This window comes from Pseudomonas sp. FeN3W (assembly GCA_030263805.2).
Classification (GTDB): domain Bacteria; phylum Pseudomonadota; class Gammaproteobacteria; order Pseudomonadales; family Pseudomonadaceae; genus Stutzerimonas; species Stutzerimonas stutzeri_G.
Map to the genome: position 1 here is coordinate 2,006,621 of CP136010.1, position 25,966 is coordinate 2,032,586.

General features: G+C 58.4%; 27 protein-coding genes, 4 tRNA genes and 1 rRNA gene. All 32 read right to left on the minus strand.

The genetic code is table 11. The features are described from left to right. Nucleotides 1–2 precede the first annotated feature (2 nt). The 32 genes from rpsQ to rrf all read right to left on the minus strand — a co-directional run bounded on the left by rpsQ (nucleotide 3) and on the right by rrf (nucleotide 25,927). Nucleotides 3–269 carry a 30S ribosomal protein S17 gene (gene rpsQ / locus P5704_009600; protein WOF80713.1) on the minus strand — a complete coding sequence of 89 codons (267 nt, stop codon included), beginning with the start codon at nucleotides 267–269 and terminating at the stop codon, nucleotides 3–5. A 2-nt stretch (nucleotides 270–271) separates the two neighbouring features. Next, nucleotides 272–463: a 50S ribosomal protein L29 gene (gene rpmC, locus P5704_009605; protein ID WOF80714.1), complete on the minus strand. Its 192-nt coding sequence runs from the start codon at nucleotides 461–463 to the stop codon at nucleotides 272–274. Beyond that, nucleotides 463–876 carry a 50S ribosomal protein L16 gene (rplP, locus tag P5704_009610; protein ID WOF80715.1) on the minus strand — a complete coding sequence of 138 codons (414 nt, stop codon included), beginning with the start codon at nucleotides 874–876 and terminating at the stop codon, nucleotides 463–465. The genes rpmC and rplP overlap by 1 nt, the downstream gene beginning before the upstream one ends. A 12-nt stretch (nucleotides 877–888) precedes the next feature. Next, entirely contained in the window at nucleotides 889–1,575 is a 687-nt protein-coding gene (gene rpsC / locus P5704_009615) for a 30S ribosomal protein S3 (GenBank protein WOF80716.1), read from the minus strand. Between the two features lie 13 nt (nucleotides 1,576–1,588). Further along, on the minus strand, nucleotides 1,589–1,921 hold the full coding sequence (gene rplV / locus P5704_009620) for a 50S ribosomal protein L22 (GenBank protein WOF80717.1): 333 nt from the start codon (nucleotides 1,919–1,921) through the stop codon (nucleotides 1,589–1,591). Nucleotides 1,922–1,934: 13 nt separating this feature from the next. After that, the gene (gene rpsS, locus P5704_009625) at nucleotides 1,935–2,210 is read right to left on the minus strand and encodes a 30S ribosomal protein S19 (GenBank protein WOF80718.1); all 276 of its coding nucleotides are present in this window, start codon (nucleotides 2,208–2,210) and stop codon (nucleotides 1,935–1,937) included. A 16-nt stretch (nucleotides 2,211–2,226) separates the two neighbouring features. After that, complete coding sequence (gene rplB, locus P5704_009630; GenBank protein ID WOF80719.1) at nucleotides 2,227–3,048, minus strand: 50S ribosomal protein L2; 822 nt, start codon at nucleotides 3,046–3,048, stop codon at nucleotides 2,227–2,229. Between the two features lie 14 nt (nucleotides 3,049–3,062). Further along, entirely contained in the window at nucleotides 3,063–3,362 is a 300-nt protein-coding gene (gene rplW / locus P5704_009635; protein ID WOF80720.1) for a 50S ribosomal protein L23, read from the minus strand. Beyond that, nucleotides 3,359–3,961: a 50S ribosomal protein L4 gene (gene rplD / locus P5704_009640; protein ID WOF80721.1), complete on the minus strand. Its 603-nt coding sequence runs from the start codon at nucleotides 3,959–3,961 to the stop codon at nucleotides 3,359–3,361. Before rplD ends, rplW begins: the two co-directional genes overlap by 4 nt. A gap of 12 nt (nucleotides 3,962–3,973) precedes the next feature. Further along, nucleotides 3,974–4,609, minus strand: coding sequence for a 50S ribosomal protein L3 (gene rplC, locus P5704_009645; protein WOF80722.1), 636 nt, complete (start codon nucleotides 4,607–4,609; stop codon nucleotides 3,974–3,976). A gap of 82 nt (nucleotides 4,610–4,691) precedes the next feature. Beyond that, on the minus strand, nucleotides 4,692–5,003 hold the full coding sequence (rpsJ, locus tag P5704_009650; protein ID WOF80723.1) for a 30S ribosomal protein S10: 312 nt from the start codon (nucleotides 5,001–5,003) through the stop codon (nucleotides 4,692–4,694). 150 nt (nucleotides 5,004–5,153) lie between these two features. Beyond that, nucleotides 5,154–6,347, minus strand: coding sequence for an elongation factor Tu (tuf, locus tag P5704_009655; GenBank protein ID WOF80724.1), 1,194 nt, complete (start codon nucleotides 6,345–6,347; stop codon nucleotides 5,154–5,156). A gap of 30 nt (nucleotides 6,348–6,377) precedes the next feature. Beyond that, nucleotides 6,378–8,498: an elongation factor G gene (gene fusA, locus P5704_009660; GenBank protein WOF80725.1), complete on the minus strand. Its 2,121-nt coding sequence runs from the start codon at nucleotides 8,496–8,498 to the stop codon at nucleotides 6,378–6,380. A 30-nt stretch (nucleotides 8,499–8,528) separates the two neighbouring features. After that, entirely contained in the window at nucleotides 8,529–8,999 is a 471-nt protein-coding gene (rpsG, locus tag P5704_009665; protein ID WOF80726.1) for a 30S ribosomal protein S7, read from the minus strand. Between the two features lie 98 nt (nucleotides 9,000–9,097). Continuing rightward, entirely contained in the window at nucleotides 9,098–9,469 is a 372-nt protein-coding gene (gene rpsL, locus P5704_009670; GenBank protein WOF80727.1) for a 30S ribosomal protein S12, read from the minus strand. Between the two features lie 140 nt (nucleotides 9,470–9,609). Next, nucleotides 9,610–13,809, minus strand: a complete 4,200-nt coding sequence (gene rpoC, locus P5704_009675; GenBank protein ID WOF80728.1) for a DNA-directed RNA polymerase subunit beta' — start codon at nucleotides 13,807–13,809, stop codon at nucleotides 9,610–9,612. Between the two features lie 65 nt (nucleotides 13,810–13,874). Then, nucleotides 13,875–17,945 carry a DNA-directed RNA polymerase subunit beta gene (gene rpoB, locus P5704_009680; GenBank protein ID WOF80729.1) on the minus strand — a complete coding sequence of 1,357 codons (4,071 nt, stop codon included), beginning with the start codon at nucleotides 17,943–17,945 and terminating at the stop codon, nucleotides 13,875–13,877. A 213-nt stretch (nucleotides 17,946–18,158) separates the two neighbouring features. Then, the gene (rplL, locus tag P5704_009685; GenBank protein ID WOF80730.1) at nucleotides 18,159–18,527 is read right to left on the minus strand and encodes a 50S ribosomal protein L7/L12; all 369 of its coding nucleotides are present in this window, start codon (nucleotides 18,525–18,527) and stop codon (nucleotides 18,159–18,161) included. A gap of 74 nt (nucleotides 18,528–18,601) precedes the next feature. Continuing rightward, nucleotides 18,602–19,102 carry a 50S ribosomal protein L10 gene (gene rplJ, locus P5704_009690; GenBank protein WOF80731.1) on the minus strand — a complete coding sequence of 167 codons (501 nt, stop codon included), beginning with the start codon at nucleotides 19,100–19,102 and terminating at the stop codon, nucleotides 18,602–18,604. A 188-nt stretch (nucleotides 19,103–19,290) separates the two neighbouring features. After that, nucleotides 19,291–19,986 carry a 50S ribosomal protein L1 gene (gene rplA / locus P5704_009695; protein WOF80732.1) on the minus strand — a complete coding sequence of 232 codons (696 nt, stop codon included), beginning with the start codon at nucleotides 19,984–19,986 and terminating at the stop codon, nucleotides 19,291–19,293. Continuing rightward, entirely contained in the window at nucleotides 19,986–20,417 is a 432-nt protein-coding gene (rplK, locus tag P5704_009700) for a 50S ribosomal protein L11 (GenBank protein ID WOF80733.1), read from the minus strand. The genes rplA and rplK overlap by 1 nt, the downstream gene beginning before the upstream one ends. Before the next feature lie 110 nt (nucleotides 20,418–20,527). Continuing rightward, complete coding sequence (gene nusG / locus P5704_009705; GenBank protein ID WOF80734.1) at nucleotides 20,528–21,061, minus strand: transcription termination/antitermination protein NusG; 534 nt, start codon at nucleotides 21,059–21,061, stop codon at nucleotides 20,528–20,530. 9 nt (nucleotides 21,062–21,070) lie between these two features. Next, nucleotides 21,071–21,439: a preprotein translocase subunit SecE gene (secE, locus tag P5704_009710; GenBank protein WOF80735.1), complete on the minus strand. Its 369-nt coding sequence runs from the start codon at nucleotides 21,437–21,439 to the stop codon at nucleotides 21,071–21,073. Nucleotides 21,440–21,481: 42 nt separating this feature from the next. Then, nucleotides 21,482–21,557: transfer RNA gene (locus P5704_009715), tRNA-Trp, on the minus strand. A gap of 51 nt (nucleotides 21,558–21,608) precedes the next feature. Beyond that, nucleotides 21,609–22,802, minus strand: a complete 1,194-nt coding sequence (gene tuf, locus P5704_009720; GenBank protein ID WOF80736.1) for an elongation factor Tu — start codon at nucleotides 22,800–22,802, stop codon at nucleotides 21,609–21,611. Nucleotides 22,803–22,886: 84 nt separating this feature from the next. Further along, a tRNA-Thr gene (locus P5704_009725) sits at nucleotides 22,887–22,962 on the minus strand. 26 nt (nucleotides 22,963–22,988) lie between these two features. After that, nucleotides 22,989–23,062: transfer RNA gene (locus P5704_009730), tRNA-Gly, on the minus strand. A gap of 25 nt (nucleotides 23,063–23,087) precedes the next feature. Beyond that, nucleotides 23,088–23,172 (minus strand) — tRNA-Tyr (locus tag P5704_009735). 140 nt (nucleotides 23,173–23,312) lie between these two features. Then, complete coding sequence (locus tag P5704_009740; protein ID WOF80737.1) at nucleotides 23,313–23,984, minus strand: SPOR domain-containing protein; 672 nt, start codon at nucleotides 23,982–23,984, stop codon at nucleotides 23,313–23,315. Between the two features lie 24 nt (nucleotides 23,985–24,008). Beyond that, the gene (locus tag P5704_009745; GenBank protein WOF80738.1) at nucleotides 24,009–24,746 is read right to left on the minus strand and encodes a type III pantothenate kinase; all 738 of its coding nucleotides are present in this window, start codon (nucleotides 24,744–24,746) and stop codon (nucleotides 24,009–24,011) included. Continuing rightward, nucleotides 24,743–25,690, minus strand: a complete 948-nt coding sequence (birA, locus tag P5704_009750; GenBank protein WOF81197.1) for a bifunctional biotin--[acetyl-CoA-carboxylase] ligase/biotin operon repressor BirA — start codon at nucleotides 25,688–25,690, stop codon at nucleotides 24,743–24,745. The genes P5704_009745 and birA overlap by 4 nt, the downstream gene beginning before the upstream one ends. Nucleotides 25,691–25,811: 121 nt before the next feature. Beyond that, nucleotides 25,812–25,927 (minus strand): 5S ribosomal RNA (gene rrf / locus P5704_009755). Between the last annotated feature and the right edge of the window lie 39 nt (nucleotides 25,928–25,966).

A 25,966-nucleotide genomic window follows, 5' to 3' on the forward strand; every position in this document is an offset into this window, starting at 1 on the left:
CCTTAGACTTCGACGGCGCGTTCAACGACGTCAACCAGCATCCAGGACTTGGTCTTTGCCAGCGGACGAGTCTCGCGGATGGTGACCTTGTCGCCGATACGGCACTGGTTGGTTTCGTCGTGGGCGTGCAGTTTGGTCGAACGCTTCACGTATTTACCGTAGATCGGGTGCTTGACGCGACGCTCGATCAGAACGGTGATGGTCTTGTCCATCTTGTCGCTGACGACGCGGCCGGTCAGCGTGCGGACGGTTTTCTGAGCTTCAGCCATGATCACTTACCTGCCTGCTGGTTGAGCACAGTCTTGACACGAGCGATGTCGCGCTTGACTTGCGAGAGCAGGTGAGACTGCCCCAACTGGCCAGTCGCCTTCTGCATACGCAGATTGAACTGGTCCCGCAGCAGCTCGAGCAGTTGCTCGTTCAGCTGCTCAACGGATTTTTCACGAAGTTCATTCGCTTTCATCACATCACCGTCCGCTTAACAAAGGAGGTGGCGAGCGGCAGCTTTGCAGCAGCCAGGGCGAAAGCCTCACGCGCCAGCTCTTCGGAAACACCCTCGATCTCGTAGAGCACCTTGCCCGGCTGAATCTGGGCTACCCAGTACTCGACGCTACCCTTACCTTTACCCATCCGGACTTCCAGAGGCTTCTTGGTTACAGGCTTGTCGGGGAACACGCGGATCCAGATCTTGCCGCCACGTTTTACGTGACGCGTGAGCGCACGACGTGCAGCCTCGATCTGACGCGCGGTCAGACGACCACGGGAAACAGACTTCAGCGCGAATTCGCCGAAGCTGACCTTGCTACCGCGCTGAGCCAGACCACGGTTGTGGCCGGTCATCTGCTTGCGGAATTTTGTACGCTTGGGTTGCAACATTTGGCGTACCCCTTACTTAGCAGCTTTTTTACGAGGCGCAGGCGCTTGAGGCTTGAGCTCTTCATGGCGACCACCAATTACTTCGCCCTTGAAGATCCACACCTTGACACCGATCACACCGTAAGTGGTGTGCGCTTCGTAAGTGTTGTAATCGATATCGGCACGCAGGGTGTGCAGAGGCACACGTCCTTCGCGATACCACTCGGTACGGGCGATTTCAGCCCCACCCAGACGACCACTGACCTGGATCTTGATGCCCTTGGCACCAATGCGCATGGCGTTCTGTACGGCGCGCTTCATGGCGCGACGGAACATCACGCGACGCTCCAGCTGCTGAGCTACGCTCTGTGCAACCAGCATTGCGTCGAGCTCCGGCTTGCGGATCTCTTCGATATTGATGTGCACCGGCACACCCATTTGCTTGGTCAGGTCCTGACGCAGCTTCTCAACATCTTCACCTTTCTTGCCGATCACGATGCCGGGACGAGCGGTGTGGATGGTGATGCGTGCGGTTTGAGCCGGGCGATGGATATCGATACGGCTTACGGACGCGCTTTTTAATTTGTCTTGGAGGTACTCACGCACGTTCAGATCTGCAAGCAGATAGTCTGCATACGTACGGCCGTCTGCGTACCAGACGGAGGTGTGCTCCTTGACGATTCCCAGGCGAATGCCAGTGGGATGTACTTTCTGACCCATCTGATCGACTCCGTTACTTGTCCGCAACCTTGACAGTGATATGGCAAGACCGCTTGACGATGCGATCAGCGCGGCCCTTGGCACGCGGCATGATGCGCTTAAGCGAACGCCCCTCGTTGACGAAGACCGTGGAGACTTTCAGGTCATCCACATCTGCGCCTTCGTTGTGCTCGGCGTTGGCAACGGCCGACTCCAGCACTTTCTTCATGATCTCGGCGGCTTTCTTGCTGCTGAAAGCCAGGAGGTTGAGCGCGTCGCCCACCTTCTTCCCGCGGATCTGGTCGGCGACCAGGCGGGCTTTCTGGGCGGAGATGCGAGCGCCCGACAACTTAGCGGCTACTTCCATCGTTCCTTACCCCTTAGCGCTTGCCTTTCTTGTCCGCCACATGCCCGCGATATGTACGGGTGGCAGCGAACTCGCCGAGTTTGTGGCCGACCATGTCTTCGGACACGAGGACCGGGACATGTTGACGACCGTTATGTACAGCGATGGTCAGACCGACCATTTGCGGCAGGATCATCGAACGACGCGACCAGGTTTTAACCGGCTTACGATCATTCTTTTCCACCGCCGCTTCGACCTTCTTCAGTAGGTGAAGATCGATAAAAGGACCTTTTTTCAGAGAACGCGGCACTGTCGTATCCCTCTAGTTACTTGCGACGACGGACAATCATGTTATCGGTGCGCTTGTTAGTGCGGGTCTTCGCGCCCTTAGTCGGGAAGCCCCATGGCGACACCGGATGACGACCACCGGAGGTACGACCTTCACCACCACCGTGCGGGTGATCGACCGGGTTCATCGCGACACCACGAACGGTAGGACGAATGCCCTTCCAGCGCTTGGCACCCGCCTTGCCCAGCGAACGCAGGCTGTGCTCGGAGTTCGAGACCTCGCCCAGAGTCGCACGGCACTCGGCCAGCACTTTGCGCATCTCGCCGGAGCGCAGACGCAGCGTTACGTAGGAACCTTCACGAGCAACCAGCTGAGCCGAAGCACCAGCGGAGCGAGCGATCTGAGCACCCTTACCCGGCTTGAGCTCGACGCCGTGAACGGTAGAACCCAGCGGAATGTTGCGCAGCGGCAGACTGTTGCCAGCCTTGATCGGAGCATTGATGCCCGAGACCAGCTGATCACCAGCGCTCACACCCTTCGGCGCGATGATGTAGCGACGCTCACCGTCGGCATACTTCAGCAGCGCAATGTGCGCAGTACGGTTCGGGTCGTATTCGATACGCTCGACGATGGCGGGAATGCCATCCTTGTTACGACGAAAATCGACCAGACGGTAATGCTGCTTGTGACCACCGCCAATGTGGCGAGTGGTGATACGACCGTTGTTGTTACGGCCGCCAGTCTTCGACTTCTTCTCGAGCAGCGGTGCGTAAGGAGCGCCTTTGTGCAGCTCCTGATTGACCACCTTGACCACAAAACGGCGGCCCGCGGAAGTCGGTTTGCATTTAACGATTGCCATGATGCACCCCTTCCTTACTCAGCACTGCCGGAGAAATCGAGATCCTGGCCTGGCTGAAGAGCGATATAAGCCTTCTTCCAGTCGTTGCGCTTGCCCAGGCCGCGAGCGGTACGCTTGGTCTTGCCCTGAACATTCAGGGTATTGACAGCGGCGACCTTCACGTCGAACAGGCTTTCAACAGCCTTCTTGATTTCCAGCTTGGTTGCGTCGGTAGCAACCTTGAAAACGAATTGCTTCTTGCTGTCAGCCAGCACGGTAGCCTTCTCAGAGACGTGCGGACCAAGCAGGACTTTGAATACGCGTTCCTGGTTCATCCCAGCAGCTCCTCGAATTTCTTCACAGCCGACACGGTGATCAACACCTTGTCATAGGCGATCAGGCTGACCGGATCGGAACCCTGAACATCACGCACATCGACATGCGGCAGGTTGCGCGCAGCGAGGTACAGGTTCTGATCGACAGCATCGGAAACGATCAGCACGTCACTCAGGCCCATGCCATTGAGCTTGCTTGCAAGCACTTTGGTTTTCGGCGCGTCGACGGCGAAATCTTCTACGACAACCAGACGCTCGGAGCGGACCAGCTCAGCAAGGATGGAACGCAGCGCAGCGCGATACATCTTCTTGTTCAGCTTCTGCTCATGATTCTGAGGACGAGCGGCGAAGGTTACGCCACCGCCACGCCAGATCGGGCCACGACTGGTACCAGCACGAGCACGACCAGTGCCCTTCTGGCGCCACGGACGCTTGCCACCACCGGACACATCGGAGCGAGTTTTCTGCTGCTTGCTACCCTGACGACCGCCAGCCATGTAGGCGACGACTGCCTGGTGCACCAGCGTCTCATTGAACTCACCACCAAAGGTGCGATCGGAGACTTCGATGGCCTGTGCGCCATTTACATTCAATTGCATGTGAACTCCCCCTTAACCGCGAGCCTTGGCGGCCGGACGCACGAGCACGTCACCGCCAGTGGCGCCGGGCACTGCACCCTTGACCAAAAGCAGATTCCGCTCAGCATCGACACGCACGATTTCCAGAGACTGCACGGTTACGCGCTCGGCGCCCATGTGCCCGGACATCTTCTTGCCCTTGAATACACGACCTGGAGTCTGGCACTGACCGATAGAGCCCGGGACGCGGTGGGATACGGAGTTACCGTGGGTATTGTCCTGACCACGGAAATTCCAGCGCTTGATGGTACCGGCAAAGCCTTTACCCTTGGACTGACCGGTGACATCCACCATCTGTCCAGCCTGGAAAATCTCGGCATTGATCTGGTCACCAACCTGGAATTCCTCGCCATCGAGGCGGAACTCCCAGACGCCACGACCAGCAGCAACATTCGCCTTAGCGAAGTGACCGGCCTGAGCCTTGGTAACACGGGACGCGCGACGCTCACCGACAGTGACCTGCACTGCACGATAGCCATCGCTCTCTTCATTCTTGAACTGAGTGACGCGATTCGGTTCGATCTCGATGACCGTAACCGGAATAGAGACACCATCCTCGGTGAAAACGCGGGTCATGCCGCATTTACGACCGACTACACCAATAGTCATTTTGAAACCTCTTGAGTGTACGGGGCTTTCACCCGCTATGGCCGCCCATTTCAGAGCGTTACACGACTAAAACTCTCAGGTTTTAGCCGAGGCTGATCTGCACTTCCACACCAGCCGCAAGATCGAGCTTCATCAGCGCATCGACGGTTTTGTCGGTCGGCTGAACAATGTCCAGCACACGCTTGTGGGTTCGGATTTCATACTGATCGCGCGCGTCTTTGTTGACGTGCGGAGAAACCAGCACAGTGAACCGCTCTTTGCGGGTTGGCAGCGGAATCGGACCACGCACCTGAGCACCAGTACGTTTCGCGGTTTCCACGATTTCCTGGGTTGATTGATCGATCAGGCGATGGTCAAAAGCCTTCAACCGAATACGGATTTGTTGGTTTTGCATTTTGACCTCAGACTCCAAGTAGCCACCCTACCAGGCGCAATACCCCCGGTAAAAGGAGGCGCAATTGTACGGATGCGCCCATAGGGTGTCAATAAATGATCAACAATAGAAAAAGGCCCCCGAAGGGGCCTTTTTCATCATCGCCAATTATTACTCGACGATCTTGGCAACCACGCCGGCACCAACGGTACGACCACCTTCGCGAATTGCGAAGCGCAGGCCGTCTTCCATGGCGATCGGCTTGATCAGGGTAACAACCATTTTCACGTTGTCGCCCGGCATTACCATCTCAACGCCTTCCGGCAGTTCGCACGAACCGGTCACGTCGGTGGTACGGAAGTAGAACTGCGGACGATAGCCCTTGAAGAACGGGGTATGACGACCACCCTCTTCCTTGGACAGCACGTACACTTCAGCTTCGAACTTGGTGTGCGGCTTGATGGTGCCCGGCTTGGCCAGTACCTGGCCACGCTCGACGTCATCACGCTTGGTACCACGCAGCAGAACACCGCAGTTCTCGCCAGCACGACCTTCGTCGAGCAGCTTGCGGAACATCTCGACACCGGTACAGGTGGTCTTGGTGGTGTCACGCAGACCAACGATCTCGATTTCTTCCTGGACCTTGACGATGCCACGCTCAACACGACCGGTCACAACGGTACCGCGACCGGAAATGGAGAACACGTCTTCGATCGGCATCAGGAACGGCTTGTCGATGGCGCGAACCGGCTCAGGAATATAGGTATCCAGAGTCTCTACCAGCTTCTTGACCGCAGAAGTGCCCAGCTCGTTGTCGTCTTCGCCATTCAGCGCCATCAGCGCGGAGCCGATGATGATCGGAGTGTCATCACCCGGGAAATCATAGGTGGACAGCAGATCACGAACTTCCATTTCGACCAGCTCGAGCAGCTCGGCGTCGTCGACCATGTCAGCCTTGTTCAGGAACACGACGATGTACGGAACACCAACCTGACGCGACAGCAGGATGTGCTCACGGGTCTGCGGCATGGGGCCGTCAGCAGCGGAGCAAACCAGGATCGCGCCGTCCATCTGGGCAGCACCGGTGATCATGTTCTTCACATAGTCAGCGTGACCCGGGCAATCAACGTGCGCGTAGTGACGGACATTGGAGTCGTACTCTACGTGAGCGGTGTTGATGGTGATACCGCGAGCCTTCTCTTCCGGAGCGCTATCGATCTTGTCGAAGTCGACACGAGCGGAACCGAAAACCTCGGAGCACACACGAGTCAGAGCTGCAGTCAGAGTGGTCTTGCCATGGTCGACGTGACCAATGGTGCCGACGTTGACGTGCGGTTTGTTACGTTCGAACTTTTCCTTAGCCACGACAGTAAACCTCTTACTTAAAGGGCTGAATCAACCTTGTTTTTTGACGAGCGTCTCGACGATATTCGCCGGCGCCTCAGCGTATTTGGAGAATTCCATGGAGTAGCTCGCGCGACCCTGAGACATGGAACGAACATCGGTTGCATAACCGAACATCTCCCCAAGCGGAACCTCAGCACGGATAACCTTGCCGGAAACCGAGTCTTCCATACCCTGGATCAGACCACGACGACGGTTCAGGTCACCCATCACATCGCCCATGTAGTCTTCAGGGGTCACCACCTCGACCTTCATGATCGGCTCAAGCACTTTACCGCCGCCTTTACCGGCCAACTGCTTGGTCGCCATGGAAGCTGCAACCTTGAACGCCATCTCGTTGGAGTCAACGTCATGGTAGGAGCCGTCGAACACGGTAGCCTTCAGGCCGATCAGCGGATAGCCGGCGACAACGCCGTTCTTCATCTGCTCCTCGATACCCTTCTGGATCGCCGGGATGTATTCCTTCGGAACCACACCACCCACCACTTCGTTGGTGAACACCAAGCCTTCAGTGATATTGCCCTTTTCGTCCACATCTGGAGTGGAGAAACGGATCCAGCAATGACCGAACTGACCACGACCACCGGACTGACGAACGAACTTACCTTCGATCTCGACGTTGTCCTTGGTGATGGTTTCGCGGTAGGAAACCTGCGGCTTACCGATGTTGGCTTCGACGTTGAACTCGCGACGCATACGGTCGACAAGAATATCGAGGTGAAGCTCACCCATACCCGAGATGATGGTCTGGCCGGTTTCTTCGTCGGTCTGGACGCGGAACGACGGATCTTCCTGGGCCAGCTTGCCCAGCGCGATACCCATCTTCTCCTGGTCGGCCTTGGTCTTCGGCTCTACGGCGACGGAGATCACCGGCTCCGGGAAGTCCATACGCTCAAGGATGATCGGCTTCTCGATCGAGCAGAGGGTGTCACCGGTGGTGACGTCCTTCATGCCGATCAGCGCGGCGATATCGCCTGCGCGGCACTCCTTGATCTCTTCACGCTGGTTGGCGTGCATCTGCACCATCCGACCTACGCGCTCCTTCTTGCCCTTGACCGAGTTGACCACCGAGTCGCCGGAAGAAAGCACGCCCGAGTAGACGCGAGTGAAGGTCAGGGTGCCGACGAACGGGTCGGTGGCGATCTTGAAGGCCAACGCCGAGAACGGCTCGTCGTCGTCCGCATGACGCTCGTCAACCTGCTCTTCGTTGTCCGGATTGACGCCCTGGATCGCCGGAATTTCGGTCGGCGCAGGCAGGAAGTCGATCACAGCATCGAGAACCAGCGGCACACCCTTGTTCTTGAAGGACGAACCGCAGACAGCCGGAACGATCTCGCAAGCGATGGTGCGCTGACGCAGGCCAGCCTTGATCTCCTCGACAGAGAGCTCGCCCTCCTCGAGATACTTGTTCATCAGCTCTTCGTTGGCCTCAGCAGCCGCCTCGACCATGTTGGAGCGATACTCTTCGGCCATGGCCTGCAGCTCCGCCGGAATCTCTTCCTCGCGGTAGGTGGTGCCCTTGTCGTCGTCGTTCCAGTAGATAGCCTTCATCTTGATCAGATCGATCTGACCTTCGAAGTTCTCCTCGGCGCCGATCGCCAGCTGAACCGGAACCGGGGTGTGACCCAGACGCTGCTTGATCTGACCGACGACACGCAGGAAGTTGGCACCCTGACGGTCCATCTTGTTGACGTAGACGATACGCGGAACGCCGTACTTGTTGGCCTGACGCCATACAGTTTCGGACTGCGGCTCGACGCCGGACGTCCCGCAGAACACAACGACTGCACCATCGAGAACACGCAGGGAGCGCTCCACTTCGATGGTGAAGTCAACGTGACCGGGAGTATCGATGACGTTGACGCGATAGTTGTCGTATTGACCGCGCGAGCCTTGCCAGAAGGTTGTTACAGCAGCGGAAGTAATGGTGATACCGCGCTCCTGCTCCTGAACCATCCAGTCGGTGGTCGCTGCACCGTCATGCACCTCACCCATTTTGTGGCTGAGACCGGTGTAGAACAGAATCCGCTCCGTCGTGGTGGTCTTGCCCGCATCGACGTGGGCACAGATACCGATGTTACGGTAGCGGTTGATAGGGGTAGTACGGGCCACAATAAGGTCCTCGTAAAAGTTGCGCTTGATTTAGAAGCGGTAGTGCGAGAAGGCCTTGTTGGCTTCGGCCATACGGTGCACATCTTCGCGCTTCTTGACTGCAGCGCCTTTACCTTCGAAAGCATCCAGCAGCTCGCCGGCAAGGCGCAGCGCCATGGATTTCTCGCCACGCTTACGCGCGGCATCTACCAACCAGCGCATGGCCAGCGCGTTGCGACGGGAAGGACGAACTTCGACCGGAACCTGATAGGTAGCACCGCCAACACGGCGGGACTTGACTTCGACCAGCGGAGCGATGGCATCGAGTGCTTTTTCGAAGATTTCCAGGGGATCGCTGTTCTTGCGCTCCTTCACCTTGTCCAAGGCACCATAAACGATACGCTCGGCAACGGCTTTCTTGCCGCTCTCCATCACGTGATTCATGAACTTGGCCAGGATCAGACTTCCGTACTTCGGATCGTCAAGGATCTCGCGCTTGGCTGCTACACGACGTCTTGGCATTGATAAGCCCTCAAACGGTCTTCAGGTTAGCTCGGAACGGTAACTCGCAGGCTACGTCCGACCTTACTCTTATCGACACAAATAAATAGAAATGCTGCTTACTTCGGACGCTTGGCGCCGTACTTGGAACGACCCTGCTTACGGTCTTTCACGCCGGAGGTATCCAGCGAGCCGCGCACGGTGTGGTAACGCACACCCGGAAGGTCCTTTACACGACCACCACGGATCAGCACTACGCTGTGCTCTTGCAGGTTGTGGCCTTCACCGCCGATGTACGAGGCGACTTCATAGCCATTGGTCAGACGAACACGGCACACTTTACGCAGTGCGGAGTTCGGTTTCTTCGGCGTGGTGGTGTACACACGGGTGCACACGCCACGACGTTGCGGGCAGTTTTGCAGCGCAGGGACGTCGCTTTTCTCGACGACCCGCTTACGCGGCTGACGTACCAGCTGGTTGATAGTTGCCATCTACTAGCTCCACTGTTGTCTTTCGACACAAACGAAAAATGGCAGGGCACAAAGCCCCGCCAAATTAGGGGTACGAGAGTCTAAAGAGCTTCTCGCCCACCGTCAAGGCAGGTCCCGGCTTACAGCCGGGACCCAGCACTTTAGTTGCCGCTGGAGTTCAGCGCCTCGGTCAGAGCCGCTTCGACCTCATCGGCGCTCACCCGTACCGGCTTCTCGGCATCACGCTTGCGTTTACGCTCGCTGTGATAGGCCAGGCCGGTACCGGCCGGGATCAGGCGACCCACGACCACGTTTTCCTTCAGGCCGCGCAGGTAGTCGCGCTTGCCGGTTACGGCTGCCTCGGTCAGTACGCGCGTGGTCTCCTGGAAGGACGCAGCGGAAATGAACGACTCGGTCGACAGCGAGGCCTTGGTGATACCCAGCAGGACGCGCACGTACTTGGCGACGAACTTGTCCTCTTCGCTCAGACGCTCGTTCTCTTCCAGGACCTGAGTCAGCTCCATCTGGTCGCCCTTGATGAAGCTGGAATCGCCGGACTCAGTGATCTCGACCTTGCGCAGCATCTGCCGCAGGATGGTCTCGATGTGCTTGTCGTTGATCTTCACACCCTGCAAGCGGTACACGTCCTGAATCTCGTTGACGATGTACTTGGCCAGCGCACTGACGCCCAGCAGACGCAGAATATCGTGCGGGTTGCTCGGACCATCGGAGATGACTTCACCCTTGTTCACCTGCTCGCCTTCGAAGACGTTCAGGTGACGCCACTTCGGAATCAGCTCCTCATAAGGATCGCTGCCGTCTGTAGGGGTGATCACCAGGCGGCGCTTGCCCTTGGTTTCCTTGCCGAAGGAAATCGTACCGCTGATTTCCGCGAGGATCGACGGCTCCTTCGGACGACGCGCTTCGAACAGGTCGGCAACGCGCGGCAGACCACCGGTAATGTCGCGGGTCTTCGAGGTTTCCTGCGGAATACGTGCGATGACGTCACCCACATTGATCTCGGCGCCGTCAGCCACACCTACCAGAGCGTTAGCCGGCAGGAAGTACTGGGCCGGTACGTCGGTACCCGGCAACAGCAGTTCCTTGCCATTGGCGTCGACCATCTTGATCGCCGGACGGATGTCCTTGCCCGACGCTGGGCGGTCCTTCGGATCCATCACCTCGATGTTGGTCAGACCGGTCAGCTCGTCGGTCTGGCGCTTGATGGTGATGTTCTCTTCCATGCCGACGAAGGTCACGACACCCTTCATTTCGGTCACGATCGGGTGGGTGTGCGGATCCCACTTGGCAACCACGGCGCCAGCATCGACCTTGTCGCCTTCCTTGACGGAAATCACGGCACCGTATGGCAGCTTGTAGCGCTCGCGCTCACGACCGAAGTCGTCGGCCACCGCCAGCTCACCAGAACGAGATACCGCCACCAGCGCGCCGTCGGCACGCTCTACGTGCTTCAGATTATGCAGACGAATGGTGCCACCGTTCTTCACCAGCACGTTGTCGACAGCCGAGGTACGGCTCGCCGCACCACCGATGTGGAACGTCCGCATGGTCAGCTGGGTACCCGGCTCACCGATCGACTGCGCCGCGATAACGCCGACGGCCTCACCGATGTTGACCTGATGCCCGCGAGCCAGGTCACGGCCATAGCACTTGGCGCAGATGCCGTAGCGGGTCTCGCAGGAAATCGGCGAGCGCACGACCACTTCGTCGATGCTGTTCAGCTCGATGAAGTCGACCCACTGCTCGTCGACCAGCGTACCAGCCGGCACGAGTACATCATCGGTGCCCGGCTTGAGCACGTCACGCGCGATCACGCGACCGAGTACACGCTCACCCAGCGGCTCGACGACGTCGCCGCCTTCGATGTGCGGGGTCATGAACAGGCCCTGCTCGGTGCCGCAATCGACTTCGGTAACGACCAGATCCTGCGCCACGTCGACCAGACGACGGGTCAGGTAACCGGAGTTCGCAGTTTTCAGCGCGGTATCCGCCAGACCTTTACGAGCACCGTGAGTGGAGATGAAGTACTGGAGTACGTTCAGACCTTCACGGAAGTTCGCGGTGATCGGCGTCTCGATGATGGAGCCGTCCGGCTTGGCCATCAGGCCACGCATACCGGCGAGCTGGCGAATCTGGGCCGCGGAACCCCGCGCACCCGAGTCAGCCATCATGTACATCGAGTTGAAAGAATCCTGCTCGGCTTCTTTTCCTTCACGGTCGATGACCTTCTCTTTCGAGAGGTTGGCCATCATCGCCTTGGACACTTCGTCGTTGGCCTTGGACCAGAGGTCGATCACCTTGTTGTACTTCTCACCCTGGGTCACCAAGCCGGAAGCGTACTGCGATTCGATTTCCTTCACTTCCTCGGTGGCGGCATCGATGATGCGCGCCTTTTCGTCCGGGATGACGAAGTCGTTCACGCCGATCGACACGCCGGAGATGGTGGAGTAGGCAAAACCGGTGTACATCAGCTGGTCGGCGAAGATGACCGTGTCCTTCAGGCCCACCGTGCGGTAGCACAGGTTGATCAACCTGGAGATCGCCTTCTTCTTCATCGGCTGGTTGACCACGTCGAACGACATGCCTTGTGGAACGATCTGGAACAGCAGCGCACGGCCGACGGTGGTGTCGACGATGCGGGTGTTCCTGGTGATCGAACCATCCTTCTCCTTGATGGTTTCGTTGATACGCACTTTCACCCGGGCGTGCAGCGAGGCTTCGCCGGCGCGGAACACGCGGTCGACTTCCTGCAGGTCGGCGAACACCCGACCTTCACCCTTGGCATTGATCGCTTCGCGGGTCATGTAGTACAGACCCAGTACCACGTCCTGCGACGGCACGATGATCGGCTCGCCGTTGGCCGGCGAGAGGATGTTGTTGGTCGACATCATCAGCGCGCGCGCTTCCAGCTGGGCTTCCAGCGTCAGCGGCACGTGCACGGCCATCTGGTCGCCGTCGAAGTCGGCGTTGTACGCGGCGCAGACCAGCGGGTGCAGCTGGATCGCCTTGCCCTCGATGAGTACCGGCTCGAAGGCCTGGATACCCAGACGGTGCAGGGTCGGCGCGCGGTTGAGCAGCACCGGATGTTCGCGGATGACTTCGGCGAGCACGTCCCAGACCTCGGGCAGCTCACGTTCGACCATCTTCTTGGCGGCCTTGATGGTGGTGGCCATGCCGCGCATTTCCAGCTTGCCGAAGATGAACGGCTTGAACAGCTCGAGGGCCATCTTCTTCGGCAGGCCGCACTGGTGCAGACGCAGGGTCGGACCCACGGTGATCACGGAACGACCGGAATAGTCCACGCGCTTGCCGAGCAGGTTCTGACGGAAGCGGCCCTGCTTGCCCTTGATCATGTCGGCCAGGGATTTCAGCGGACGCTTGTTCGAACCGGTGATGGCACGGCCGCGACGGCCGTTGTCCAGCAGGGCGTCGACAGCTTCCTGCAGCATGCGCTTTTCGTTGCGCACGATGATGTCCGGCGCCGACAGGTCGAGCAGGCGCTTGAGACGGTTGTTGCGGTTGATCACGCGGCGATACAGATCGTTCAGATCCGAGGTCGCGAAGCGACCCCCATCCAGCGGTACCAGCGGACGCAGGTCCGGCGGCAGCACCGGCAGCACGGTCAGGATCATCCACTCCGGCAGGTTGCCCGAGCCATGGAAGGCCTCCATCAGCTTCAGGCGCTTGGAGAGCTTCTTGATCTTGGTTTCCGAGTTGGTCTGCGGAATCTCTTCGCGCAGGCGGCCGATCTCGTGCTCCAGGTCGATCTGGATCAGCAGTTCGCGCACGGCCTCGGCGCCCATGCGGGCATCGAAGTCGTCGCCGAACTCTTCCAGCGCCTCGAAGTACTGTTCGTCGTTGAGCAGCTGGCCCTTTTCCAGGGTGGTCATGCCCGGATCGATCACCACGTAGCTCTCGAAGTAGAGCACGCGCTCGATGTCACGCAGGGTCATGTCCAGCAGCAGGCCGATACGCGACGGCAGCGACTTCAGGAACCAGATGTGGGCGACCGGCGAGGCCAGTTCGATGTGCGCCATGCGCTCGCGACGGACCTTGGCCAGCGCGACTTCCACGCCACACTTCTCGCAGATCACGCCGCGGTGCTTGAGGCGCTTGTACTTGCCGCACAGGCACTCGTAGTCCTTCACCGGGCCGAAGATCTTGGCGCAGAACAGGCCGTCACGCTCCGGCTTGAAGGTACGGTAGTTGATGGTTTCCGGCTTCTTCACTTCACCGAAGGACCAGGAACGGATCATCTCGGGCGACGCCAGGGCAATCTTGATGGCATCGAACTCTTCGATTTGACCCTGGTTTTTCAACAGATTCAGCAAGTCTTTCAAGGCCTTTCCTCCTCACGGACCTGCGGCAGCCGGCTAAGGCCGGGTGCCGCGCAGGCGGTGCGTGGTTATTCGGTTTCCAGATCGATATCGATACCGAGCGAGCGGATCTCTTTGATCAACACGTTGAAGGATTCCGGCATGCCGGCCTCCATGCGGTGATCGCCGTCCACGATGTTCTTGTACATCTTGGTCCGCCCGTTCACGTCGTCCGACTTGACCGTGAGCATTTCCTGCAGGGTATAGGCGGCGCCGTAGGCCTCCAGGGCCCAGACCTCCATCTCCCCGAAGCGCTGACCACCGAACTGCGCCTTGCCGCCCAGCGGCTGCTGGGTGACCAGGCTGTAGGAGCCGGTGGAACGCGCGTGCATCTTGTCGTCGACCAGGTGGTTCAGCTTCAACATGTACATGTAGCCGACGGTGGTGGTGCGCTCGAAGGCATTGCCGGTACGACCGTCGAACAGCTGCATCTGGCCGCTTTCCGGCAGATCGGCCAGTTTCAGCATGGCCTTGATCTCGCGCTCCTTGGCACCGTCGAACACCGGGGTGGCCATCGGCACGCCCTTGCGCAGGTTGTTGGCCAGATCGAGCACTTCCTGATCGCTCAGGTCGTCCAGGCTTTCCTGACGACCGCCGATCTCGTTATAGATTTCGTGCAGGAACTTGCGCAGCTCTGCGACCTTGCGCTGCTCCTCGAGCATCAGGTTGATCTTCTCGCCCAGGCCCTTGGCCGCGAGACCCAGGTGGGTTTCGAGGATCTGCCCGACGTTCATCCGCGAGGGGACGCCCAGCGGGTTGAGCACGATGTCCACCGGCGTGCCGTTGGCGTCGTGCGGCATGTCTTCGACCGGCATGATCACCGAGACCACACCCTTGTTACCGTGACGACCGGCCATCTTGTCGCCCGGCTGGATGCGGCGCTTGATCGCCAGGTAGACCTTGACGATCTTCAGCACGCCCGGCGCCAGGTCGTCGCCTTGCTGCAGCTTGCGCTTCTTGTCTTCGAACTTGTCGTCGAGCAGCTGACGGCGGTCGGAGAGATAGGCCTGGGCCTTCTCCAGCTGCTCGTTCAGTGCATCGTCGGACATGCGCAGCTTGAACCACTGACCATGCTCGAGGCCGTCGAGAATCTCGTCGCTGATCACCGCGCCCTTCTTCAGGCCGGCACCACCCTCGGCGGTCGCGCCGACCAGGGCCGAACGCAGACGCTCGAAGGTCGCGCCCTCGACGATGCGGAATTCCTCGTTGAGGTCCTTGCGGATCTCGTCGAGCTGCATCTTCTCGATGGCCAGCGCACGGGAGTCGCGCTCGACGCCGTCACGGATGAACACCTGAACGTCGATAACGGTACCCTTGGTGCCCGTCGGCACGCGCAGGGAGGTGTCCTTCACGTCGGACGCCTTCTCACCGAAGATCGCGCGCAGCAGCTTCTCTTCCGGGGTCAGTTGGGTCTCGCCCTTCGGCGTGACCTTGCCGACCAGGATGTCGCCCGGGCCGACTTCGGCACCGACGTATACGATGCCCGCCTCGTCCAGCTTGTTCAGCGCCGCCTCACCCACGTTCGGGATGTCCGCGGTGATCTCCTCCGGGCCGAGCTTGGTGTCGCGCGACACGCAGGTCAGTTCCTGGATGTGGATGGTGGTGAAGCGATCTTCCTGGACCACGCGCTCCGAGAGGAGGATGGAGTCTTCGAAGTTGTAGCCGTTCCAGGGCATGAACGCGACGCGCATGTTCTGCCCCAGGGCCAGCTCGCCCATGTCGGTGGACGGACCGTCGGCCATGATGTCGCCACGCGCCACCACGTCGCCCTTGCGCACCAGCGGACGCTGGTTGATGCAGGTGTTCTGGTTGGAACGGGTGTATTTGGTCAGGTTGTAGATGTCGACACCCGCCTCGCCGGTCTCGACTTCGTCATCGTGCACACGCACGACCACGCGACTGGCGTCGACCGAGTCGATCACGCCGCCACGGCGAGCCACGACGCACACGCCGGAGTCGCGCGCAACGTTGCGCTCCATACCAGTACCGACCAGCGGCTTGTCCGAACGCAAAGTCGGCACCGCCTGACGCTGCATGTTCGAGCCCATCAGTGCACGGTTGGCGTCGTCGTGCTCGAGGAACGGAATCAGCGAGGCAGCGACGGAAACGACCTGCTTCGGCGACACGTCCATCAGCGTCACGTCTTCCGGCGCCTTGACGGTGAACTCGTTCAGGTGACGCACGGCCACCAGCTCGTCGACCAGCTTGCGGCCTTCCAGCTTGGCGCTGGCCTGGGCGATGACGTGGTCGGCTTCCTCGATCGCCGAGAGGAACACGATCTCGTCGGTGACTTCGCCTTCCTTGACCACGCGGTACGGGCTCTCGAGGAAACCGTACTGGTTGGTGCGCGCGTAGGCGGCCAGGGAGTTGATCAGACCGATGTTCGGACCTTCAGGGGTTTCGATCGGGCACACGCGACCGTAGTGGGTTGGGTGTACGTCGCGGACTTCGAAGCCGGCCCGTTCGCGGGTCAGACCGCCCGGGCCGAGTGCGGAGACGCGGCGCTTGTGGGTGATCTCGGAGAGCGGGTTGTTCTGGTCCATGAACTGCGAGAGCTGGCTGGAACCGAAGAATTCCTTGACCGCCGCCGCAACCGGCTTGGCATTGATCAGGTCCTGCGGCATCAGGCCTTCGCTTTCGGCCATCGACAGACGTTCCTTGACGGCACGCTCGACACGGACCAGACCAACGCGGAACTGGTTCTCAGCCATCTCGCCGACGCAGCGCACACGACGGTTACCCAGGTGGTCGATATCGTCGACGATACCCTTGCCGTTACGGATATCGACCAGGGTCTTGAGGACGGCGACGATGTCTTCGCGGCTCAGAACGCCCGAACCCTCGATCTCGGTACGACCGATGCGGCGGTTGAACTTCATCCGGCCGACGGCGGACAGGTCGTAGCGCTCCGAAGCGAAGAACAGATTGTTGAACAACGTCTCGGCGGCATCCTTGGTTGGCGGCTCGCCAGGACGCATCATGCGATAGATCTCGACCAGAGCTTCAAGCTGGTTGGTGGTCGAGTCGATCTTCAGCGTATCGGAAATGAACGGACCACAGTCGATATCGTTGGTATACAGGGTCTCGAAACGAACGACCTGAGCCTTGACGATCTTCGCCATCACATCGACGGTCAGCTCGGTGTTGCACTCGGCGATGATCTCGCCGGTGGCCGGATGCACGATCGCCTTGGCCACGGTGCGACCCAGCACGTACTCCATCGGCATCTCGAGTTCCTTGATGCCGGATTTGTCGAGCTGATTGATGTGGCGGGCGGTAATGCGACGGCCCTGCTCGACGATCACCTTGCCGTTCTCGTCCTTGATGTCGAAGGTCGCGATCTCGCCACGCAGACGCTGCGGCACCAGCTCAAGTGCCAGGGTCTCGCCCTTCACATGGAAGATGTTGGTGTCGTAGAAGGCATCGAGAATTTCTTCGGTGCTGTAGTTCAGAGCCCGCAGAAGTACTGACGCGGGCAGCTTGCGGCGACGGTCGATACGGACGAAAACGGCGTCCTTCGGATCGAACTCGAAGTCCAGCCAAGAGCCGCGGTAGGGAATGATACGCGCGGAGTACAGCAGCTTACCGGAGCTGTGGGTCTTGCCACGGTCGTGATCGAAGAACACGCCCGGCGAGCGATGCAACTGGGAGACGATAACGCGCTCGGTACCATTGATAATAAAGGTACCGTTCTCCGTCATCAGGGGGATTTCCCCCATGTAGACTTCCTGCTCCTTGATGTCCTTGATGGCCTTGTTCGACGATTCTTTGTCGAAAATGATCAGGCGCACCTTGACGCGCAGCGGGACGGCGAAGGTCACGCCACGCAGGACACATTCCTTGACATCGAAAGCCGGTTCGCCCAGGCGATAGCCGACGTATTCCAGCGCTGCATTGCCGGAATAGCTGATAATCGGGAAAACGGATTTGAAGGCTGCATGCAAGCCAATGTCGCGGAACTGATCTTTGGTCGCTCCCGCCTGCAGGAATTCGCGGTACGAATCCAGCTGGATGGCCAAAAGATACGGCACGTCCATCACGTGCGGTAACTTGCTAAAGTCCTTGCGGATACGTTTTTTCTCAGTGTATGAGTAAGCCATCAGCGTTCCCCAGCTTGGTCACCTGCTTGTTGGCTTCTCCCGACGGGAGCAGCCAGAAAATCTTGCGAATCCCTTGATTCGCAGCACCCGAAGGTGGCTTTCCGAGGAAGAGCCAGCATGGCTGGCTTTCCATAACGGAAAAAGGCCGGTGGCAAAAGCCACCAGCCATCAGCCTTTCGCGAGTCGCTCGGGCTGTAGACGCAAGGTCGTCGCTTACTTGAGCTCGACTTTGGCGCCAGCTTCTTCCAGAGCCTTCTTGGCTGCTTCGGCTTCTTCTTTCGAAACGCCTTCCTTGACCACGCCCGGGGCGCCGTCAACAACAGCCTTGGCTTCTTTCAGGCCCAGACCGGTCAGCTCGCGAACAGCCTTGATCACGTTGACTTTCTTGTCGCCAGCTTCAGCCAGAACGATGGTGAATTCGGTCTGCTCTTCGACAGCAGCAGCAGCCGGGCCAGCAGCGGCAACAGTGGCGGCAGCAGCGGTCACGCCGAACTTCTCTTCCATTGCCTTGATCAGTTCAACAACCTGCATCACGGACATTTCGGAAACGGCGTTGATGATATCTTCGTTGGTCAGAGCCATGACTCTAGTTCCTGTATTAGGTGACGGCCTGCGGCCATCCAATTCAAAAAGTGATTGCGAAAGAACCTACACGCTTAAGCGGCAGCAGCTTCTTTCTGGTCGCGAACGGCCGCCAGTGTACGAGCCAGCTTGCTGGTGGCGCCTTGGATAACGCTCATCAGCTGGGAAATGGCTTCGTCGTAGGTCGGCAGAGTTGCCAGTACGTCGATCTGGTTGGCTGCGAGGAACTGCCCCTCGAACGCAGCGGCCTTGATCTCGAACTTGTCCTGACCCTTGGAGAACTCCTTGAAGATACGAGCAGCAGCGCCCGGATGTTCGTTGGAGAACGCAATCAGGGTCGGGCCTTTGAACACGTCGTTGAGCACTTCGAACTGAGTGCCATCAACTGCGCGGCGCAGCAGGGTATTACGTACAACACGTACGTAAACGCCAGCTTCGCGGGCCTCTTTACGGAGTCCGGTCATGGCCCCCACGGTCACGCCACGGGCATCGGCCACGACAGCGGACAGGGCGGTTTTGGCAGCCTCGTTGACTTCAGCGACGATGGCCTTCTTGTCTTCGAGTTTGATTGCCACGGGTTACACTCCTGGATGTTACCGTTTCATCCGGTCGGGACCGGACGGGTTTTGGTGTCTGATTCGGTACGAATCGGGAGCACCTCTGCGTAGGCTTGTGGTTTAAGGCTTGCGCCGCCTACGGTCTTGGATAGCCCCCGCCAGGCAGGGACCCCAATCTTGAGACGCCCCCAAGGGGCGTCGTCGCCTTACGCTTCCAGGGAAGCCTGATCGATGACCAGCCCCGGACCCATGGTGGTGCTCAGGGTCACGCGCTTGACGTAAATACCCTTGGAAGTCGACGGCTTCAGACGCTTCAGATCCGAAAGCAGTGCTTCGACGTTCTGCTTCAGCTGGCCAGCCTCGAAACCAACCTTACCCACGGACGTGTGGATGATGCCGTTCTTGTCGGTACGGAAACGCACCTGACCAGCCTTGGCATTCTTGACTGCGGTAGCGACATCTGGAGTTACGGTGCCTACCTTCGGGTTCGGCATCAGACCACGCGGACCGAGAATCTGGCCCAACTGACCAACAACACGCATGGCGTCCGGCGAAGCGATCACCACGTCGTAGTTCAGATCACCACCCTTCATTTCGGCAGCCAGCTCGTCCATACCAACGCGATCTGCGCCAGCGGCCAGTGCCGCTTCAGCACCCGCGCCCTGAGTGAACACGGCAACACGAACGCTCTTGCCAGTACCATTCGGCAGAACGGTTGCACCACGAACAACCTGATCGGATTTACGCGGATCGACACCTAGGTTGATCGCGATATCGAACGACTCGGTAAACTTTACTGCCGACACCTCAGCCAACAGCTTGGCGGCATCCTCGAAAGCGTACTGCTTACCAGCTTCGATTTTCTCGGCGATAGCCTTCTGGCGCTTGGTCAACTTAGCCATTACACACCCTCCACGTTCAGGCCCATGCTGCGAGCGGAACCAGCGATGGTCCGAACTGCAGCTTCCATTTCGGCAGCGGTCAGATCGGCCTGCTTGGTCTTGGCGATCTCTTCCAGCTGGGCACGAGTAACGGTGCCGACCTTCTGGGTGTTGGGACGGGCGGAGCCGCTTGTGATACCGGCGGCCTTCTTCAGCAGCACGGCTGCCGGGGTGCTCTTGGTTTCAAAAGTGAAGCTGCGGTCGCTGTAGACGGTGATGATCACCGGAGTCGGCAGACCGGGCTCCTGGCCCTGGGTCCTGGCGTTGAACGCCTTGCAGAACTCCATGATGTTCACGCCATGCTGACCCAGTGCAGGGCCGACCGGCGGCGATGGATTAGCCTGACCGGCCTTTACCTGAAGCTTGATGTAAGCTTGAATCTTCTTAGCCATAGTTACTCCATTACGGGTTATAACGCCTTTCGGCTCCCCATTACTGATTTATCCCAGTGACGACAAAACCCCGCAGCCTGGAGCTGCGGGGTGAGGGATGCTTCGTTCAGTTAAACCTTCTCGACCTGACTGAACTCCAGCTCTACCGGGGTAGAGCGACCGAAGATCAGGACCGCAACCTGGATCCGACTCTTCTCGTAGTTAACCTCTTCGACCACACCATTGAAATCAGCGAAGGGACCATCAGCCACCCGCACGACTTCACCCGGTTCGAAGAGCGTCTTTGGCTTCGGTTTATCACCACTGTCGGCGACACGACGCAGGATCGCCTCAGCTTCCTTATCGGTGATGGGTGCCGGCTTATCCGCCGTACCACCAATGAAGCCCATTACACGCGGGGTATCCTTGACGAGGTGCCAAGTACCCTCATTCATTTCCATCTGAACCAAAACGTAACCGGGGAAGAATTTTCGCTCACTCTTGCGCTTCTGCCCGTTACGCATCTCGACCACCTCTTCAGTGGGAACGAGAATCTCGCCGAACTCATCTTCCATGCCGGCAAGCTTGACGCGCTCAATCAGAGAACGCATGACGTGCTTCTCGTAACCCGAGTAAGCATGCACAACATACCAACGCTTAGCCACGAGACACCCTTAACCAACAACCATGGAGACCAACCAACCGAGCAGGGAATCAAGCCCCCACAACAGCAACGCCATCACCAATACAACAACAACAACGATCAGCGTTGTCTGCGTGGTTTCTTGACGGGTCGGCCAGACGACCTTGCGAATCTCGCCACGCGCCTCTTTCAGCAACACAGCGAACGAACGCCCCTTGGACGTCTGCAGAGCAACAAACGCAGCAACTATGCCTATTGCCAGGACCGCAAGCACACGATAGAGAATCGGCTCAGCGGAGTAGTATTGGTTACCGACGACGGCAACCACCACCAAAGCAGCGACAACAAGCCACTTCACCAGATCGAAGCGCGCGTCATTGGCTTCAGCTTTGATATTCATCTGCTAGAACCTTGTAAAGACTGCCAAATTCGATATTGAAAATGGCAGGCCAGGAGGGAATCGAACCCCCAACCTGCGGTTTTGGAGACCGCCGCTCTGCCAATTGAGCTACTGGCCTAGAAAGAGTCAGGCCGACTATTATGCCGACCTGCTTCAAACAGATCAATCGTTATTCGACGATCCTGGCAACCACGCCGGCACCAACGGTACGACCACCTTCGCGAATTGCGAAGCGCAGGCCGTCTTCCATGGCGATCGGCTTGATCAGGGTAACAACCATTTTCACGTTGTCGCCCGGCATTACCATCTCAACGCCTTCCGGCAGTTCGCACGAACCGGTCACGTCGGTGGTACGGAAGTAGAACTGCGGACGATAGCCCTTGAAGAACGGGGTATGACGACCACCTTCTTCCTTGGACAGCACGTACACTTCAGCCTCGAACTTGGTGTGCGGCTTGATGGTGCCCGGCTTGGCCAGTACCTGGCCACGCTCGACGTCATCACGCTTGGTACCACGCAGCAGAACACCGCAGTTCTCGCCAGCACGACCTTCGTCGAGCAGCTTGCGGAACATCTCGACGCCGGTACAGGTGGTCTTGGTGGTGTCACGCAGACCAACGATCTCGATTTCTTCCTGGACCTTGACGATGCCACGCTCAACACGACCGGTCACAACGGTACCGCGACCGGAAATGGAGAACACGTCTTCGATCGGCATCAGGAACGGCTTGTCGATGGCGCGAACCGGCTCAGGAATATAGGTATCCAGAGTCTCGACCAGCTTCTTGACCGCAGAAGTGCCCAGCTCGTTGTCGTCTTCGCCATTCAGCGCCATCAGCGCGGAGCCGATGATGATCGGAGTGTCGTCACCCGGGAAATCATAGGTGGACAGCAGATCACGAACTTCCATTTCGACCAGCTCGAGCAGCTCGGCGTCGTCGACCATGTCAGCCTTGTTCAGGAACACGACGATGTACGGAACACCAACCTGACGCGACAGCAGGATGTGCTCACGGGTCTGCGGCATGGGGCCGTCAGCAGCGGAGCAAACCAGGATCGCGCCGTCCATCTGGGCAGCACCGGTGATCATGTTCTTCACATAGTCAGCGTGACCCGGGCAATCAACGTGCGCGTAGTGACGGACATTGGAGTCGTACTCTACGTGAGCGGTGTTGATGGTGATACCGCGAGCCTTCTCTTCCGGAGCGCTATCGATCTTGTCGAAGTCGACACGAGCGGAACCGAAAACCTCGGAGCACACACGAGTCAGAGCTGCAGTCAGAGTGGTCTTGCCATGGTCGACGTGACCAATGGTGCCGACGTTGACGTGCGGTTTGTTACGTTCGAACTTTTCTTTAGCCATCGAGACCGTCTCCCATCGTTGAATTGAGCTAGTCACGCCACCATTAAAACAAAGGCAGATATATACATATCTGCCTTTGGAGTTTGGAGCTCATGAGCGGATTTGAACCGCTGACCTCACCCTTACCAAGGGTGTGCTCTACCAACTGAGCTACATGAGCGAATCACATTGCGCAACCATCGAAGCTGGAGCGGGTAGCGGGAATCGAACCCGCATCATCAGCTTGGAAGGCTGAGGTTCTACCACTAAACTATACCCGCGAACGCCTAAGCTTACGCTTGAATCTGGTGGAGGGGGAAGGATTCGAACCTTCGAAGTCTATGACGTCAGATTTACAGTCTGATCCCTTTGGCCGCTCGGGAACCCCTCCAAAGTGAGGCGGCATTTTCATCACTTGCCACCCTACTGTCAAGCTTTTTCTCATATAAATCTTGAGGTTAGCTTTACCGACAGCTGCTATGCCTAGGAATCTTTTGGCCCCAAGGCGAAGCGGGCGCCATTCTATTTAAACTATGAAGAAGATGCAATGCCTGTGCAGGGCATGTGACGCAGTTGTAGGGCAGGCATATCTGCCTTCAAACCTTCTATGACCTCATCACCCAACTGATCAGGGCTACCGGCGCCTACTTGCACCCAGTACTTGGTGTGTTTACGCGGCAGCTCACGCACCAACGCCGAATAATCAACCTCGCTCAAGCGCGCCACCACGCCCTCTGCCGAGTCCTTGCGGGAGAAAATACCCAGCGAAATACCATTCGCCAAATCACCAACAGTAATGATGTAGCTATCAATGTTCCGGCTTTGTAACTCGCGCAATTGCCTCAGGGACGCCTGCCTGGAAGCGAGTGGCGGCAGATACACCCAATAATCCACGCCAACCTCGGCATCTACCCGCTGTATCTCGGACTGGATATCCAAGCTCAAAAGTCGCTGCTCCAGGGATAGCGCAAGCGACTCCTCATCGAAGCCCCCCAGAAACAGGCATCCGCTGTCGGACGACGCGGTCGGCCCAGCGCTTTTCCGGCTCGGAGGAGAGGACTCACTAAGCAGAGTGATATTGGACCTCGGCCGGTCATAAGCATCAAGAGGCACCACCTCTTTGATGCGTACGGGCGCCTGATACTGATGCTGCACCCAGAAGAAGATGTTCAACAGCACCAAAAGGAAAAATAACCAACGCATGCAGGCTCGACCTTTTATGTGACGCTAGGGACAAGCAATCGCCAGCCCGCGAAAGACCAGATCCGGAACCCGCCTAACCCCGACCATATCGTCGATCAGCGCTGCGTCGCCGCCAGTGGAGTAGATTACAAAGTCAGCCCCCAGATAGTCGCCAGCCGCCAGGATTTGCGACGCAACAAAGCTACGCAGCATCAAAAAGCAGCCTCGCTCAACCGCCTGGACGGTGTTTCGCCCAGGCGCAGGCTCACCTTGCAACATTGGCATTTCACCTGCCGCATAGCTAATGCGTCGCGTATGGGTAGTCAACTGCTGCCTAAGAAGAGAAAACCCAGGGCAAATGTAACCTCCCAGATGACCGCCTTTTGCATCAACGAAGTCAACCGTGAGCGCGGTCCCCAGGTCGATCACCACCATAGCCCGACGCTCCAACTGGAACGCACCAACCATGGCCAACCAACGATCCATCCCTAAGCGATCGTACTCGAGGTACCCATTCACTACGCCACCAAGCCGGGGCGCTGGTAGAGCGCGCTGTACATCAATAAGCAATGCGCTGGAGATGCACGAACACAACTCATCAGTTTCGAGATCGCTACGAACGCTGACTAGCCGCGCACGCTCGATCTTGCCGCCAGTCAAGCCGGAAAGCGCACCAAGCAGATCCATGACCGATAGAGACGCGCCCTGAGCCGCAACATCACCACCTATTTGCAGCACCCGCCACTTGATCAAGCTATTGCCACAGTCGAGCTCAAGAATCATTGATCAAGCCTCAAACTTAGCTCACCACCACTGAAGGAGTGCTCGCCCTCATCAATCATCATTCTGAGCCCACCCTGATCATCCACGCCCAAGACAGTGCCCGAGTAATCTTGAGGCCCGGTACTCAGCGTGCATTTCAGGCCTTGCCAGACATGATTAGATTCCCACTCGCCCTTCATCGCAGCAAATCCGACCTGGGCATGCCGTTCCAAATTTTGTTTTAGGCTAGTGGCCAATGTCAGCAGCAACTCATTGCGATCAACCATACCTGCATGTTCTTTAACGGATGTCCAAAGCTGATCTATACCCGCTGCCTCAATCATATTGACATTGATGCCGATGCCAATGATCACATGACATACATCTGCCGGATCGCCAGTCAGCTCAAGCAGAATACCCGCGATCTTGCGGCCATCGACGTATACGTCGTTAGGCCACTTGACGCCCGCCTGCGAAATGCCTATTTGATGTAGCACCTGCATTACGGCCAGCCCGACCACCAAGCTCATGCCAGAAAGCTGAGCAGCGCCACCCTGCACCTTTACAGCCAAGCTGCAATAAAGGTTCTGCCCGAAAGGGCTCACCCAACTGCGACCGCGCCGCCCTCTACCAGCAGATTGAGCCTCTGCAAGAACCAAAAAAGGAGCTGGCACGATCTGCAGGAGCCGCAAGGCCTGGGCATTAGTCGAGTCAATCGAGTCGTAAAGATGCAGAGACCACCCAAGCTGCGCCAGTTGCGGCGCGAGCACCTCATGATTGAGTAGCGAAAGAGGCTCCGCCAAGCGGTACCCACGCCCGGGGACTTTATAGAGGTTAAGCGCTGCGTCAGCCTGAATACGTTGCAGGTGCTTCCAGACCGCACTGCGACTCATACCGAGCGCCTCTCCCAGCTCCCGCCCCGAATGAAAGCGCCCGTCCTGAAGCAACGTTAACAACCTATACATGCCACCCCCAAAAGAGAGGTCGAATAATAACGACACCAACAACTGGTGCCTATCGCAGTTTTTAGATCGCACAAAAGCAAACCCCCGGCCAGCTTGCGCGGGTCGGGGGTTTGGGAAAGGAGCTTGACGATGACCTACTCTCACATGGGGAGACCCCACACTACCATCGGCGATGCGTCGTTTCACTACTGAGTTCGGGAAGGGATCAGGTGGTTCCAACGCTCTATGGTCGTCAAGCAATTCAGTTGCTGCCTCGGGGTTTAGCCGCTGCAGCGA

What these genes read in the sequence shown, in the direction of transcription:
- rpoB (WOF80729.1), bottom strand. Translation starts at nt 17,945, where the DNA reads ATGGCTTACTCATACACTGAGAAAAAACGTATCCGCAAGGACTTTAGC.
- rpsG (WOF80726.1), bottom strand. Translation starts at nt 8,999, where the DNA reads ATGCCAAGACGTCGTGTAGCAGCCAAGCGCGAGATCCTTGACGATCCG.
- rplL (WOF80730.1), bottom strand. Translation starts at nt 18,527, where the DNA reads ATGGCTCTGACCAACGAAGATATCATCAACGCCGTTTCCGAAATGTCC.
- rpsL (WOF80727.1), bottom strand. Translation starts at nt 9,469, where the DNA reads ATGGCAACTATCAACCAGCTGGTACGTCAGCCGCGTAAGCGGGTCGTC.
- tuf (WOF80736.1), bottom strand. Translation starts at nt 22,802, where the DNA reads ATGGCTAAAGAAAAGTTCGAACGTAACAAACCGCACGTCAACGTCGGC.
- rplP (WOF80715.1), bottom strand. Translation starts at nt 876, where the DNA reads ATGTTGCAACCCAAGCGTACAAAATTCCGCAAGCAGATGACCGGCCAC.
- rpsC (WOF80716.1), bottom strand. Translation starts at nt 1,575, where the DNA reads ATGGGTCAGAAAGTACATCCCACTGGCATTCGCCTGGGAATCGTCAAG.
- rplB (WOF80719.1), bottom strand. Translation starts at nt 3,048, where the DNA reads ATGGCAATCGTTAAATGCAAACCGACTTCCGCGGGCCGCCGTTTTGTG.
- rplA (WOF80732.1), bottom strand. Translation starts at nt 19,986, where the DNA reads ATGGCTAAGTTGACCAAGCGCCAGAAGGCTATCGCCGAGAAAATCGAA.
- P5704_009745 (WOF80738.1), bottom strand. Translation starts at nt 24,746, where the DNA reads ATGATTCTTGAGCTCGACTGTGGCAATAGCTTGATCAAGTGGCGGGTG.
- rpmC (WOF80714.1), bottom strand. Translation starts at nt 463, where the DNA reads ATGAAAGCGAATGAACTTCGTGAAAAATCCGTTGAGCAGCTGAACGAG.
- rplC (WOF80722.1), bottom strand. Translation starts at nt 4,609, where the DNA reads ATGACTATTGGTGTAGTCGGTCGTAAATGCGGCATGACCCGCGTTTTC.
- rpsQ (WOF80713.1), bottom strand. Translation starts at nt 269, where the DNA reads ATGGCTGAAGCTCAGAAAACCGTCCGCACGCTGACCGGCCGCGTCGTC.
- rplV (WOF80717.1), bottom strand. Translation starts at nt 1,921, where the DNA reads ATGGAAGTAGCCGCTAAGTTGTCGGGCGCTCGCATCTCCGCCCAGAAA.
- P5704_009740 (WOF80737.1), bottom strand. Translation starts at nt 23,984, where the DNA reads ATGCGTTGGTTATTTTTCCTTTTGGTGCTGTTGAACATCTTCTTCTGG.
- rpsJ (WOF80723.1), bottom strand. Translation starts at nt 5,003, where the DNA reads ATGCAAAACCAACAAATCCGTATTCGGTTGAAGGCTTTTGACCATCGC.
- rplK (WOF80733.1), bottom strand. Translation starts at nt 20,417, where the DNA reads ATGGCTAAGAAGATTCAAGCTTACATCAAGCTTCAGGTAAAGGCCGGT.
- rplD (WOF80721.1), bottom strand. Translation starts at nt 3,961, where the DNA reads ATGCAATTGAATGTAAATGGCGCACAGGCCATCGAAGTCTCCGATCGC.
- birA (WOF81197.1), bottom strand. Translation starts at nt 25,690, where the DNA reads ATGTATAGGTTGTTAACGTTGCTTCAGGACGGGCGCTTTCATTCGGGG.
- rplW (WOF80720.1), bottom strand. Translation starts at nt 3,362, where the DNA reads ATGAACCAGGAACGCGTATTCAAAGTCCTGCTTGGTCCGCACGTCTCT.
- secE (WOF80735.1), bottom strand. Translation starts at nt 21,439, where the DNA reads ATGAATATCAAAGCTGAAGCCAATGACGCGCGCTTCGATCTGGTGAAG.